The sequence below is a fragment of the Paraliomyxa miuraensis genome, from assembly GCF_026337845.1.
Lineage (GTDB): Bacteria > Myxococcota_A > Polyangia > Nannocystales > Nannocystaceae > Paraliomyxa > Paraliomyxa miuraensis.
Genome location: NZ_JAOVZF010000140.1, coordinates 99241 through 112561 on the forward strand (window position 1 = coordinate 99241; position 13321 = coordinate 112561).

The 13321-nt window shown below is 69.9% G+C and carries 12 protein-coding genes; 7 read left to right on the forward strand and 5 right to left on the reverse strand.

Annotation, left to right across the window (positions count from 1 at the left end):
- Nucleotides 1–259: 259 nt before the first annotated feature.
- From OEB96_RS08485 to OEB96_RS08500, 4 genes are all read right to left on the reverse strand, one after another.
- Entirely contained in the window at nucleotides 260–1510 is a 1251-nt protein-coding gene (locus OEB96_RS08485) for an ISL3 family transposase (RefSeq protein WP_266214985.1), read from the reverse strand.
- 307 nt (nucleotides 1511–1817) lie between these two features.
- Nucleotides 1818–3185: an NAD(P)/FAD-dependent oxidoreductase gene (locus tag OEB96_RS08490; protein ID WP_266214987.1), complete on the reverse strand. Its 1368-nt coding sequence runs from the start codon at nucleotides 3183–3185 to the stop codon at nucleotides 1818–1820.
- A gap of 78 nt (nucleotides 3186–3263) precedes the next feature.
- Nucleotides 3264–3632, reverse strand: coding sequence for a hypothetical protein (locus OEB96_RS08495; RefSeq protein WP_266214988.1), 369 nt, complete (start codon nucleotides 3630–3632; stop codon nucleotides 3264–3266).
- 43 nt (nucleotides 3633–3675) lie between these two features.
- On the reverse strand, nucleotides 3676–5415 hold the full coding sequence (locus OEB96_RS08500; RefSeq protein ID WP_266214989.1) for a SulP family inorganic anion transporter: 1740 nt from the start codon (nucleotides 5413–5415) through the stop codon (nucleotides 3676–3678).
- Nucleotides 5416–5703: 288 nt separating this feature from the next.
- Here OEB96_RS08500 and OEB96_RS08505 point away from each other — a divergent pair, with 288 nt between their 5' ends.
- The 5 genes from OEB96_RS08505 (at nucleotide 5704) to hisF (ending at nucleotide 11247) form a co-directional block, all read left to right on the forward strand.
- Nucleotides 5704–7170 carry a HAMP domain-containing sensor histidine kinase gene (locus OEB96_RS08505; RefSeq protein WP_266214991.1) on the forward strand — a complete coding sequence of 489 codons (1467 nt, stop codon included), beginning with the start codon at nucleotides 5704–5706 and terminating at the stop codon, nucleotides 7168–7170.
- Nucleotides 7171–7190: 20 nt separating this feature from the next.
- Nucleotides 7191–8669: a sigma-54-dependent transcriptional regulator gene (locus OEB96_RS08510; RefSeq protein WP_266214992.1), complete on the forward strand. Its 1479-nt coding sequence runs from the start codon at nucleotides 7191–7193 to the stop codon at nucleotides 8667–8669.
- A gap of 123 nt (nucleotides 8670–8792) precedes the next feature.
- Entirely contained in the window at nucleotides 8793–9734 is a 942-nt protein-coding gene (locus tag OEB96_RS08515) for a glutamine amidotransferase-related protein (RefSeq protein ID WP_266214993.1), read from the forward strand.
- Nucleotides 9731–10450: a 1-(5-phosphoribosyl)-5-[(5-phosphoribosylamino)methylideneamino]imidazole-4-carboxamide isomerase gene (gene hisA / locus OEB96_RS08520; protein ID WP_266214994.1), complete on the forward strand. Its 720-nt coding sequence runs from the start codon at nucleotides 9731–9733 to the stop codon at nucleotides 10448–10450. Before OEB96_RS08515 ends, hisA begins: the two co-directional genes overlap by 4 nt.
- Nucleotides 10444–11247, forward strand: a complete 804-nt coding sequence (gene hisF, locus OEB96_RS08525) for an imidazole glycerol phosphate synthase subunit HisF (RefSeq protein ID WP_266214995.1) — start codon at nucleotides 10444–10446, stop codon at nucleotides 11245–11247. Before hisA ends, hisF begins: the two co-directional genes overlap by 7 nt.
- A 74-nt stretch (nucleotides 11248–11321) precedes the next feature.
- Here hisF and OEB96_RS08530 read toward each other — a convergent pair whose 3' ends face one another.
- Nucleotides 11322–11804, reverse strand: coding sequence for a hypothetical protein (locus OEB96_RS08530; RefSeq protein WP_266214996.1), 483 nt, complete (start codon nucleotides 11802–11804; stop codon nucleotides 11322–11324).
- A 76-nt stretch (nucleotides 11805–11880) separates the two neighbouring features.
- Between OEB96_RS08530 and hisIE the strand changes: the two genes are divergently transcribed.
- Together hisIE and OEB96_RS08540 are read left to right on the forward strand one after the other, a co-directional pair.
- Nucleotides 11881–12609, forward strand: a complete 729-nt coding sequence (hisIE, locus tag OEB96_RS08535) for a bifunctional phosphoribosyl-AMP cyclohydrolase/phosphoribosyl-ATP diphosphatase HisIE (protein WP_266214997.1) — start codon at nucleotides 11881–11883, stop codon at nucleotides 12607–12609.
- 59 nt (nucleotides 12610–12668) lie between these two features.
- A complete protein-coding gene (locus OEB96_RS08540) occupies nucleotides 12669–13310 on the forward strand; it encodes a glycerol-3-phosphate acyltransferase (RefSeq protein WP_266214998.1) in 642 nt (213 codons plus the stop codon).
- The last annotated feature ends 11 nt before the right edge of the window (nucleotides 13311–13321 follow it).

Sequence of the window (13321 nt, forward strand, 5' to 3'; positions counted from 1 at the left end):
TCCAAGTCCGAGAAACAGTCTACGCTGCGAGAAAGAGCATCCACACACATGGATCCCTCGTGCTCCGCGTCGGTTCGCTTGGCCATGCACAGATCTGCGCACTCCTCGATCTGGTCCGGTGAGACGTCACCCTCACACGCCAGTAATGCGCACATTTGGGTGCAAGCCTCTCGCTCGGGCGAAGTCTTCTCGCCCGGCTCCGCCTCGCACGCGCTCGTCACTACGAGGATGAAAGTGAAGGTTGTGAAAATCCGGTTCGTCAGAAGAATCTGTGAGCGACCGGGGGCTCGGGTAGCGCCCCGAGGGCATGGTAGAGGGCGATCTCGGTCGCTTTGAAGGTCCGCAGGCCGTAGGCCCTTCTGGTGATCACTTTGAGCTTGTTGTTGAGACCCTCGGCTGTGCCCGCCGACACCTCGCCTTGAGCGCGGAACCAGTTGAGCAGCAGCTCGCGGTGAACGCGGAAGGACCTGGCCAGCTTCTTCATCGGCTCGATGCGGGAGCGCATGACCTTGGAGCACCAGCCGTCGAGGAACTTGGCGGCCCAGGTGACCGACGAGTAGTCCCACAGGAGCTGCAGCTCCTCCTTGAGCAGGTAGGCGCGCACGGTTCGCAGGTTGTACTTGAGCAGGTCGCGGAGCTTGCTGTCCTGCTTCTTGGTCAGGTTCTCGGGGCGCTTGAGCAGCGGCCAGCGACCCCGCTTGAGCACGGGCTCGTAGCCGTCGCGCTTGAGCTGCTTGACCTCCCCGGCCCGGACCTGGTCGACGGCCTTGTTGAGCCGCTGCACGATGTGGAAGCGGTCGAGCACGTGCACCGCCTTGCTGGCCCGGCGCGCGATGACGGCGAGGTACGGCTTGTGCTGGTCGCTGCAGATGAACCGGAGCCACCGAGCTCGGAGCCCGAACCAGTCGAAGAAACCGTCGATGCACTCCTTGGTTCGGTCCTGCCCTATCCACAGCAGCCGACGGCAGTGCGCGTCGATCTGGTAGACCACCGTGAGGTACTTGTGGCCGCGGTGCCACAGCACCTCGTCGACGCCGATCGCCCGAATTCCCGTCAGATCGCGGTGCTCCAGCCCCCATTGCACGGCCAGGCTCACGGCTCGAAAGACGGTGTCCCAGGTGGTGTGGAAGGTACGGGCGACCTCCTCCCAGCTCATCCTCTTGGACCAGTGCGCCAAGAACCACGCGTAGGTCGTCGTCGTGGGGCTCTTGCCCTTGGCCCAGGGGACCGACTCGACCTTGACCCCGCACCGCGGGCACTTGACCCGACGCATCGTGTACGCGAAGAAGACCAGCAGACCCCACAGCGGGACGAACTGGAAGTGCCGGATGCCCTCCGGGGTGTCGTAGTACGGCGCGGGTCTCTCGCACTTGGAGCACAGCAGCCGGCACCGGGCGTCGGGGCGGATCCGGACGACCAGGCGCGCACGTGGGCCCTCGTGGAGCTCGGCGTGGTCGTAGACGAAGCCCTTGTGTTTCTGGACGTGGTTGAGCAGAGTCTTGAGTTGCATCTCGGGCTTTGGGAGTCGGTTGGTTGTGTTGCAACTCCATCCTCGCTCCTCCGAGATGCGCTTTGCCCGTGGTCCGTTGCTCTGCCGCCCACCGGCCCCGGTCCATGTTCGGCCTCGACCTGGGTAGGGCCCAGCTCGTCGCGCTCGAGTCAGTGCCCGCGAGCCAGCGCGTCCCTCTCACTGTCGCGAGCTGCACGGCCCGGGCGCGGATCACCGTCCCTCGGCTCACGAATTCTTCCGGGGAACCGAAAATCCTGCACATGTGGTCGAGCACCAAGATCCTTGCCCAGGACTGATCGCAAGCCGCTCACGCCGAGGTCGAGACATCATCGGCTGCGCTCGCTCGTCCCGCGCTGGCCTTCTTCATCGCCACCTCGCCCTCGCTCCCGGTCGGCCGCAGCCTCCACTCGTGCTCCGTGATGAGCCGTGCCCCACGCTTGTAGCGCACGTAGCTCCACATCCACTGGATCATCACCAGCACGCGATTGCGAAAGCCGATGAGGTAGAGGATGTGGATGAAGCACCACGCCAGCCAGGCGATGAACCCCGACATGCGGAAGCGGCCGCTCTGAGCCACCGCCGAGGCGCGACCGATCGTGGCCATGATGCCCTTGTCGAAGTACTCGAACGCCTCGCGCTGCTCGCCGCGCAGGTCGTGCAGCACGTTGTCGGCGGCGTGCCGCCCCTGCTGGATCGCGGCGGGCGCGAGCCCGGGAACGGTCGTGCCGTCGGCCTGGCGCACGCTGGCCTGATCGCCCAGCACGAACACCTCGGGGTGGCCGGGCACGCTGAGATCGCTCTCCACGATCACCCGGCCGTCGCGCTCGAGCGGCACCCCGAGGGCCTGCGACAGCGGCGAGGCCCGCACGCCGGCCGCCCACAGCACCGTCTGCGCATACACGACCTCGTCGCCGGCCTTGACGTGGTCGGCCGCGATCTCCGTGACGCGCGTGTTCACCCAGATCGTGACCCCGAGCCGCTCGAGCGCACGGGCGGCCCGACGCGAGAGCTCGGGGTCGAACGCGGCCAGGATGCGATCGCCTCCCTCGATGAGCAGCACCCGCGTGGCGCTGGGATCGATGCGCCGAAAGTCGCGCCCCAGCGTGTGCCGCGACAGCTCCCCCAGCGCCCCCGCGAGCTCGACCCCCGTGGCGCCTCCGCCCACCACCACGAACGTCAAGAGCCGCCGCCGACGCTCGGGCTCGGGCTCGATCTCGGCTCGCTCGTAGGCGGTGAGCACCCGGCGGCGGATCTCGGTGGCCTGCTCGATGGTCTTGAGCCCCGGCGCATGCTCTTCCCACTCGTCGTGGCCGAAGTAGGCGTGCGTGGCCCCGCAGGCGAGCATCAGGTAGTCGTAGTCGAGCGGACCGGCGCTGGTCGTGATGCGACGGCTAGCCAGATCGACCGACTCCACGCTGGCCATGCGCACCTGCACGCGCTCGTCGTCCTCGAGGATCGAGCGGATCGGCGTGGAGATGTCGGCCGGGGACAACCCGGCCATGGCCACCTGGTAGAGCAGCGGCTGGAACAGGTGGTGGTTGCGGCGATCGACCACGGTGACGCGCAGCGAGGTCGGGCCCGAGCGGATCAAGCGGCGTGCCGCGTTGATGCCGGCGAACCCGCCGCCCACGATGACCACGTGGGCAGGATCGGAAGGGGCACGGGGAGCGCTCACGGCCGGCAGTCTAGCCGCTTCCACGAGGACGGAGCCACGGACCCTCCGCGCCGCTGGGTCGGCACGATGGAACCCGGCTCACTGCCTCGGCCGACGCCGCCTGCCGTACCGGGCCAGCTGGCGACGGACGAATTCCTGGGTCTCCGACGGGCTCAGGCCCTTGCGCCGGGCCTCGTTGGTGAGCACCCGGCGCAAGCCTCGTCGGGCCATCACCACCAGTCCCGCCGAGAGCCCGAGGCAAATGGCGGCCAGCGTTCCGCTTCGCTCGATCGACGACGGGTGAAGCAGCAGCACGGCGGCCGTGATGGCGGCCAGCAGCGCGAACGAGTGAGCCAGCGCAAAGGAGGACGACGCACGACTGAAGTCGGCCTCGGCCTCCTCCCTTCGCATCTGCAGGGCGCCTGACGCCATGCTCATCTCGCGGTCGTTGGCGAGCGCTCCGTTCATGACTGGTTCCTCTCTTCTTGGCGGGGTGGATCGAAAAGGGCGACTAGCCGGCTTCCTTGGCCTCGACGGCGGCGATGAAGCTCCGCCAGCGGCCATCACTGTGGTCGCTCGCGGTCGTCACCGCCGACGCTCGGGCATCGGTGCGACGTGCGATGGCCCGCAGCGCGGCGGACGGGCTGTCGCTGAGGCGAAGGCGGTCCGTGCTCGCGATGGCAGGCTCGAGCAAGCGCTGCGCCTCGGGGGTGAGCGAGCACAGCCACACGTCGATGTCCGAGCGAACGAGGCGCTCGGAGGCACGCGCGAGGGCCGAGGCCCCCGAGCAATCGAGCGTGGGCACGGCGGCCAGATCGATCACGACGGGGCCGTGGCCATGGGAGCACTCGACCTCGTCGAGCAGCGCGTCGAGCTTGGCCTGGGAGCCGAAGAACAGGGGGCCCTCGAGGCGAACGACCCGCACCCCGCTGGGCATCGAGGCGATCGCTCGTGCGTCGTCATCGCCATGGCTCCACACGAGCTGTCGCGTGCTGACCAGCTCGCGCTGGCGGTGCGCGAAGTCGGCGAGGGCGACCACCACGCCGACCGCCACCCCCATCACGAAGTCGGTGAGCAGGATGCCGGCCGCGGTGGTTCCGAACACCGCCACCTCGAAGCGCGCCGTCTTCCACAGGTGGCGCAGCTGAGCCCAGTCGATGAGACGCCAGCCGATCACGAGCAAGATGCTCGCGAGCGCGGCCAGGGGTATGTGCCCCACGAACGCGGAGAACGCCACGACCACCAGCGCCAGGATCACCGATTGCACGATCGCAGCCAGTCGCGTGGTGGCGCCCGCCTCGACGGCGGCCGCGGAGCGGACGACGGCGGCCGCCACGGGCATGCCGCCGAAGCACGCGCTCCCGATGTTGGCCAGGCCCTGGGCCACGAGCTCCTGATCGGTTCGGGTACGAGGTCCCGAGGTTCGTGCGTCCACGGACACCGCACACAGCAGTGAGTCGATCGATGCGATGAGGGCCAGCGCGATGGCCTCGGGCACCAGCTCGGCGAGCGGCAGCGTGCCCAGGGAAGGGACGGCCGGCGTCGGCCACCCGCCCTCGATCGGGCTCACCATGGGCACGGACACGCCCAGCCCCGCGACCAGGGCCATCGCCACCGCCAGCGCGATGAGGGGCGTCGGGGCACGTCGTGACAGCCGGGGCAGCCCGACCATGATCGCGATGACGGCCACGCCGACGGCGACGGCCGGCCAGCTCAGCCCACCCATGATCTCCAGGTCGAGCTCGGTGACGAGCCGAGCCTGGCCCGAGACTCCCAGCAGCACCGGGAGCTGCGAGTCGAAGACCATGATGCCGACCGCCGCGAGGAATCCACCGATCACGGGCACCGGAATCGCGTGGACCAGCCGGCCGATGCGCATGAGCCCGAGCGCGATCTGGAACAGGCCCGCCAGCATCGTCACGAACAGCAGACCCTGGAATCCGTGCTGGAGGATGATCTCGAGCGTGATCGGGGCCAGCGCCACCTCGGGCCCCGTGATCTGCATCCGCGAGCCACCCACCACCGCCCCGATCAACCCAGCGATCGCCCCCGTGACGAGCCCGACGGACGCGGGCAGGCCACAGGCGATGGCCAGCGCCATGTTGAGGGGCAGCGCGACCAGGGCGACGGTGACGCCGCTGGCGACGTTGGGCATCAAGCGCGTGGAGAAGGCTTCACGCAACGATCGCACGGTGAGCAATGACGCGTCGTGCCAGTACGCGAGCGCGGGCGGCGTCTTCGAAGGTGGCATGCTCCTCATCCGATGCCGGCCGCCTTCCACGATCCGTGCCAGCGGTCGCATGCGTGTGGTCGCAGGCGGAGAGCCCATCGGAGTGCCCGCCGAGCGTCGGTGCTCGCCGACACTGTCGGTCACCGTCGAGCCAGCGTCGTGACGCACCGACGTCGTCGGCAACACCCGACACCGTCGGTAGGATCCGACACCAGCGGATCCTCCGAATCGGCGCGCCGTGGTGCGGTCGCCAGGGCGGTTTTTGCTAGAGTCTGCGTCGTCCGTTCGTGCACCCCTGCGCGGTCGTCCATGCGCCTCCTGACTCGACTCTTGCTCTCTCACCTGTTGCCGCTGGTGATCGTCGTCTGCGCCCTCGGCCTCACGCTCGTGTCGCTGCTGCGCATCACCGCGGCGCTCGACGACCTCGAGCGCGGCGAGCTTGGTGCCCTGAGGAGGGAAGGAGAGCTCCACCGCGCCGCGTGGACGCTCGACGTCAGCATGCGCCACGGCGAGGACGACTGCCGCGAGGGTCGAGCCGCGCCGGTGATCCGGGACCGCATCCAGGTCAATGCCGACGAGGTCGATGCCGCGCTGGTCCGGATCCAGAACGTGTCGACTCCGATGAAGGAGGTCATCGAGGACTACCTGAGCGTGGCCCGGGAGCTCCTCGCGCAGGACGTCTGCCAGGGCCTGCTCACCGAGCGCATCGACAACCAGCGAGAGGAGCTCGACGAGCACCTCACCGACCTGTGGATCGCCCGGCTCGACGAGCTCCACGAGCAGGTGACCGAGAAGCGCGCCGACGCCCGCAAGGCCGGCGGCGCCGCGCTCGTGGGGGGAGCGATGGTCGCACTGCTGGCGTCGTTGCTCGCGGTGTCGATCGCCACCTGGCTCACGCGCGTCGTCAACCGCCCGCTTCGCGCCCTGGCCGACAGCGCTCGAGGGGTCGGACGCGGCGACTTCGGCACTCCCGTGCACGTGGATGGCCCACCAGAATTCGTCGAGCTGGCCGGTGTGCTCGAGCAGATGCGCCTGCAGCTCGGGCAGCTCGAGCAGCTCAAGCAGGGCTTCTTGGCCTCGATCTCGCACGAGCTGCGGACCCCGCTGGCCAAGGTTCGCGAGGCGCTGGCGCTGCTCCAGGACGGGGTGGTCGGCACGCTCGACGAGCGGCAGCTCGACGTCGTGAAGATCGGACGCTCCGCATGCGAGCGGGAGATCCGCCTGGTGACGACGCTGCTGGACCTGTCGCGCTTGCGAGCCGGCAGCCCGGTGCGGCCACGCGATGGCTCCTCGATCGACGACGTCATACAGCACGCGGTGGCCGATGAGCGTCCGGAAGCCGAGCTGCGTCGGGTGGCGATCGAGGTGTCGGCCAAGGGCGAAGCACCGGGCTGCCACATGGATCCCATCCTCGTCGAGCGGGCGATCGCGAACCTGGTGCGCAACGCGGCGGCGGTGTCCTCGGCGGGGCAGACGGTCGAGGTCCGCCGCGAGCTCGTCGTCGGCGAGCGCGTCGGCGCCGAGCGGTGGATCCGGATCTCGGTGCACGACGAAGGACCAGGCGTGCCCCCGGAGATTCGCGAGTCGGTGTTCGAGACCTTCGTCACCCACCCCGTGCCCAACTCGGGCAAGGGCTTCGGCTTCGGGCTTGGCTTGGCCCTGTCCCGGGAGGTCGCACGCGCTCATGGAGGCGAGCTGCTGCTCGACACCACGAGGGAGCGAGGCGCGACCTTCCAACTCTGGCTGCCGCTCGCTGCCGACGAGCCGCACGACTGATCGACGACCGGAGAGAACCCATGGCCCTTCCCCAGTACGCGACCGACCGACCCGAGCCCGCTGCCCCCCGCCCGCACGTATTGGTGGTCGACGACGAGGAGGACCTCTGCCGCTTGCTGACGCTGCGGCTCGAGCACCACGGATTTCGGGTGAGCACCGAGCAGACCGCTCGGGGAGGGCTCGAGGTGCTCGAGCGAGAGGTCGTCGACGCGATGATCGTCGACGTCCGGCTCGAGCACGAGAACGGTCTCGACCTCCTGGTCCAGGTCCAGAACCGCTCGGTGGATCTGCCGGTCGTGATCCTGACCGCCAACGGCGGGGTGGAGACGGCGATCGAGGCCATGCGCCGCGGCGCCTACGGCTTCGTGACCAAGCCATTCGACGATCTCGACCTGCTGCAGAAGCTCGACCACGCGGTCGAGCGGGTTCGCCTGCGGCGCGAGGTCGCGGGCCTGCGACGGCTGGTGGGTTCCGCCCACCATGATCATCGCCTGCTCGGCACGAGCGATGCGATCGCCGACATCCGCGAGCTCATCGCGCGGGTCGGTCCCAGCGATGCGACGGTGCTCTTGCTGGGAGAGTCCGGCACGGGCAAGGAGGTCGCCGCGCGCTGCATCCATGCCCAGTCGAGCCGTGCCAGCCACCCGTTCGTGGCGATCAACTGCGGCGCGTTGCCCCCCGAGCTGCTCGAGAGCGAGCTGTTCGGCCACAAGCGCGGCTCGTTCACCGGGGCTCTGCGCGACAAGGACGGGCTGTTCCACGCGGCCGACGGAGGCACGCTCTTCCTCGACGAGATCGGAGACGCCCCGCCGTCGGTCCAGGTCAAGCTCCTGCGCGTGCTCCAGGAGCGCAGCTATCTCCCGGTCGGAGCCACCGAGCCGGCGATGGTGGATGTCCGCATCATCGCCGCGACCAACCGCGACCTGCAGGCCGAGGTGCTCGCCGGGAGCTTCCGCGAGGATCTCTTCTATCGGCTGCACGTGGTGCCGATCTCCATGCCGCCACTGCGAGAGCGCACCGAGGACATCCCGCTGCTCGCGGAGCTGTTCCTCACGCGAGCCACCGCCAAGCACGGGCTGGGCGCTGCCCACATCAGCTCGGAGGCGCTCCAGATCCTCATGACGCACTCGTGGCCGGGCAACGTTCGCGAGCTCGCCAACGTGGTGGAGGGGGCGGCGTTGCTGACGACCGATGCCGTGCTGCGTCCCGAGCACGTACGCACGGTGCTGCCGCAGCGCGCCGAGGACTCGCTGGTCGAGTTTCGTCCTCGGGGGGTGGAGCGGCCCCCACAGGAAGCACTCAGCATCCTGGGATCGAACGGAAACTTTCCACGGATGCGACAGGCCCGGGATGCGTTCGACCGGCTGTATCTACAGGAGGCGCTGCGCCGCTCGGGCGGGAACGTGAGCGCAGCCGCGAAGCTGGCGGGACGCAACCGCACCGACTTCCATGATCTCCTTCGCCGGCACGGCATCGATGCCACGCAGTTCCGACCCTGAGCGCTCCGTGGTCGTGGGGCGTCGGTGCGACGAGCTGGCGACCGCCGCACCGGTGCGTCGATGGCGCAGGGGGTCGGTCGCTTTCGGGCGGTGTTGCACCGACTTGTGATAGAAACGGGGCGGATGGCGCGCGAAGTGACCCTCGTCGATGCCGGGATCGGCAATCTGGCCAGCGTAGAACGCGCCCTGATTCAGGTCGGGGCAGGGGTTCGCGTGACCGATGACCCGGACAAGGTCGCCACCTCCCGCATGGTGGTGTTTCCCGGCCAGAGCGCGTTTGGCGCAGCCACCCAGGCGATCGTGGACGGCGCAATGGGCGCTGCCCTCCGCATGGTGATCGAGCGTGGAGATCCGTTCCTGGGGATCTGTCTGGGCATGCAGCTGCTGTTCGACGGGAGCGACGAGAACGGCGGCCAGGAGGGCCTGCACGTGCTGCCTGGCCGCTGTCGCCGGTTCCCTCTGGGCCTCGAGGAGGACGCCGAGCCCGGCGCGATCGAGCGCCCCATGGACCCGGCGGCCGCCAAGCCCGACGACGTCGCGCCGCCGCAGTCGGTGGCGGAGGAGCCGCTCTCAGAGGCGGGCGCGGAGGCCGGCGGCGCCTCGGTCCTGACATCTCCGGCCGACGAGCCGGTTTCTTCGCCGGACGCGGCGGTACCGAGCCCACCCGAGTGGTCGGGCAGCACCGTCAACGAGGCGGGCTACGGGACGACCATCACCGTCGACGATCTCCCCGATCCCAGCGCGACCCTGCCGGCGGCCGAGCCCCAGCCCGAGTCCGCGCCCGAGTCGGACATCGACCGACCGCGTCTGATGCGGCGCATCAAGGTGCCGCACACGGGGTGGAACGAGGTCGAGCCCACCGGTGACCACTACTACTTCGTGCACAGCTACTACGTGGAGCCGGCGCGCACCGAGGACGTGATGTGGATGACGCGGTATGGCGGCATCCGCTTTCCCGCCGCCGTGCGGCGGGGCAACGTGATGGGCTGCCAATTCCACCCCGAGAAGAGCCAGCGCGCGGGCCTTCGCTTCCTGCGGGCTTTCTTGCTCGGGGGTTGGGGATGATCGTCATTCCGGCCATCGACCTGCAGGGCGGCAAGGCGGTGCGGCTCGAGCAGGGAGAGGCATCGCGGGCGACGGTGTACGAGGACCGGCCGACGCGTCTGGCCACCTCCTTTGCGCGGGCGGGGGCGCAGCGGATCCACGTGGTCGATCTCGATGGAGCCTTTGCCGGGCGGCCCCAGCAGCTCGAGCTCGTGGCACGGCTGTCCGACGCCGCGCTGGCCCACGGCGCGACGGTCCAGGCCGGCGGGGGCATCCGCGACGCGCAATCGGTGGAATCGCTGCTCTCGGTGGGCGTCGGCTTCGTCGTGGTGGGCACCCTGGCCGTACGCGAGCCCGCGCTGGTGCAGCAGCTCTGCGAGCGGTACCCGGGCCAGATCATCGTGGCCGCCGACGCTCGCGATGGGGTGGTGGCGGTACAGGGATGGACCGTGAGCACCGCCATGACCGCGCGCGAGCTCGCCGAGAAGGCCCAGTCGTGGGGGGCGGCGGCGGTGCTCTACACCGATGTCAGCCGCGACGGCATGCAGGGTGGTCCCGCCGTGCGGGCCACCGCGGCGCTGCAGGATGGTCTGGAGATCCCCGTGCTCGCCAGCGGTGGCGTGGGTCGGCTCGCCGACCTCGACGACTGTGCAGCCGCGGGGATCCAAGGCGTGGTCTTGGGCCGCGCGCTGTACGAAGGGGCGTTCACGATCGAGGAGGCCTTGGCCCGATGTTGAAGCGACGCATCATCCCTTGCCTGGACATCAAGAACGGCCGTGTGGTCAAGGGCGTGCACTTTGGCGGCCTACGCGACGCGGGAGATCCGGTCGAAGCCGCACGGGCCTACGATGCCCAGGGGGCCGACGAGATCTGCCTGCTCGACATCACCGCCACCACCGAGGGACGCGAGACCTTCCTCGAGGTGGTGCGTCGCGTGGCACCGCAACTGTTCGTGCCGCTGACCGTGGGCGGGGGCGTGCGCCGGGCCGAGGACGTACGCCGCCTGCTCAATGCGGGGGCCGACAAGGTCGCGATCAACAGCGCCGCCGTGGCCAACCCCTTGCTCATCAAGAAGGTCAGCGAGCGCTACGGTCGTCAGGCGATCGTGGGAGCGGTCGACGTCAAGCGGATCCCTCCCAAGGAGGGCGACCCCGAGCCGCTGTACGAGGTCGTGATCCACGGCGGGACCCGCTCGACGGGCCTCGACGCGGTCTCGTGGTGCGAGCAGCTGGCCGAGTTCGGAGTGGGGGAGATCCTGCTGACGAGCATGGACCGCGACGGCACCAAGGACGGCTACGACCTGTGGATCACCCGGGAGATCTCCCGTCGGGTGCCCGTGCCCGTGATCGCCAGCGGCGGCGTCGGGAACCTCGAGCACCTACGCGCAGGCCTGGCCACCGGCGAGGGCGAGGCCGACGCAGCGCTGGCCGCGTCGATCTTCCACTTTGGGCTCTACACCATCGCGCAGGCCAAGAAGTTCTTGATCGAGCACAACATCCCGGTGCGACCACCGGAGACCGGGCGGATCATCTAGGCCGGCGGAGCCGGCCGGAAGGCCCTGCGGCGCCGCCAGGCGACGCTCCCGAAGGGGCCGCCAAGAACGGCCTCTCAGGTCGTACCCGAGCTGCTTCCGCCGCTGGTGGTGGGGTCGGGCTCTCCCGAGCTGCTCCCGCCGCTGGTGGTGGGATCGGGCGTCCCCGTGCTTCCCACGGTCGTGGGATCCACCGTGGTCGACCCCGCCGATCCCCCGCTTCCCGAGCCCGTGTCTCCTTCGGTTCCGCTTCCCGAGCCCTCGGTCCCCGAGGACGTCGGCGGAGGCCCCTGCGAGACCGCTCCCGGCGAGCAATCGCACTCCCCAAAGCCCGAGCCCTCGGGGTTGCACGTCAGCAGCCCTTCGAGCCCATCGGCACAGGGACACGGCTGGGACTCGCCCGGAACGCAGGCCCACGGCGGCACCTCGACCGGGTCGCCGGTGGTGCTGTTCATGATGTCGGCCGAAGAGCCCGAGCAGCCCAGCCCCAGCCCCAGTCCCAGCATGCTGGTCAGCACGAGCCACGCGCCTGCGCCCCCGTTCCTGCGCCCGTGAGCCATGCCCGAGCTTACCAGGCTCTGCGGTGGGCCAGGGCCTGGCGTTCGCGGTCCTCGGTCGGGCTAGACTGCGCCCGCCATGCCTTCGGATGCGCCCTCGACCCCCGACCCTGCGGCCCTGTGGGCTCGATTGCGGCCCGATGCGCAGGGTCTGGTCACCGCCGTAGTGCAGCACGACCAGACCGGCCAGGTGCTGATGGTGGGCCACATGAGCGAACAGGCCCTGGCGGCCACCCTCGCGCGCGGGCGCGTGACGTTCTGGAGCCGTAGCCGCCGCGAGCTGTGGGAAAAGGGGGCCCAGAGCGGCAACACGCTGCACCTGTGCGCGGTGCGGGTCGACTGCGACGGCGATGCACTGCTGGTGCGGGCGCTCCCGGCCGGTCCCACGTGCCACACGGGCGCGACCAGCTGCTTCTTTCGGCGGGTGGAGGGCCGCGACGCCGACGGACCGACCGACGATGGCCCGGCTCCCGGCCCCGATCCCACGCTCGAGCGGGTGTTCGAGGTGATCCTCGAGCGCCAGGCCGGCCGGGGCATGACCAACCCCGAGGGGGGCAGCTACGTCCGCCGCCTGCTCGACCGGGGCGCGCCCAAGATCAACGCCAAGATCGCGGAGGAAGCCGCCGAGCTGGCCCAGGCGATCGAGGCCGAGAGCGACGAGCGGGTGGCCTCCGAGGCCGCCGACCTCGTGTTCCACGCGATGGTGGGGCTGGCCCACCGCGGGCTCCACTTGCGCGACGTGCTGCACGTGCTCGCCGATCGCTTCGGGCGCAGCGGGATCGACGAGAAGGCTGAGCGGCGGCGCTAGGCGACGCTCCTCTCGATCGCTTCCCCCGCTGCGCGGCGGCCAGCTATCCTGCGCTCGCAATGGACGCCCTCGCCCACCACTGGGTCACGTGGGTGATCGCGGCCTACTCGATCGCCGCAATCCCGGTGGGCGTGATGCTCGGTCGGCTGCGCGGCGTCGACATCCGCTCGGTGGGCTCGGGCAACATCGGAGCCACCAACGCCACGCGGGCCCTGGGACCGCGGCTGGGCATGGTGGTGCTGGTGCTCGACGTGGGCAAGGCCGCGCTCCCCGTGCTGCTGGCGCGCCAGCCCTTTGCGCTGGGCGCCGCCGATCAGGTGGGCCTGGCGGCGGTGGCCATGGCCGCGGTGCTCGGCCACATCTTTCCCGTCTACCTGGGATTTCGCGGGGGCAAGGGCGTGGCGTGTGCCCTGGGCGTGTTCGTGGTGCTCGACCCCGCGGTGGCCCTGGGGGCGTTGCTGCTCTACGTGCAGACCGTGGTGCTCACGCGAACCTCGGCGGTAGGCTCGCTCACGGCGGTCTCGGCGATGACCATCACCCTGATCATCGCCGACGCTCCCCCGCCCCAGCAGCTCCTGTCGCTCGGGATCGCGCTGGTGATCTGGGTGCGGCACGCCAGCAACGTGCGGGGGCTGATCGCCGAGGCGAAGGCTCGCAAGCGGGCGGCGAAGCCCCCATTGGGACCTCCACCCAGCGCCTGACGCGCGTTCGG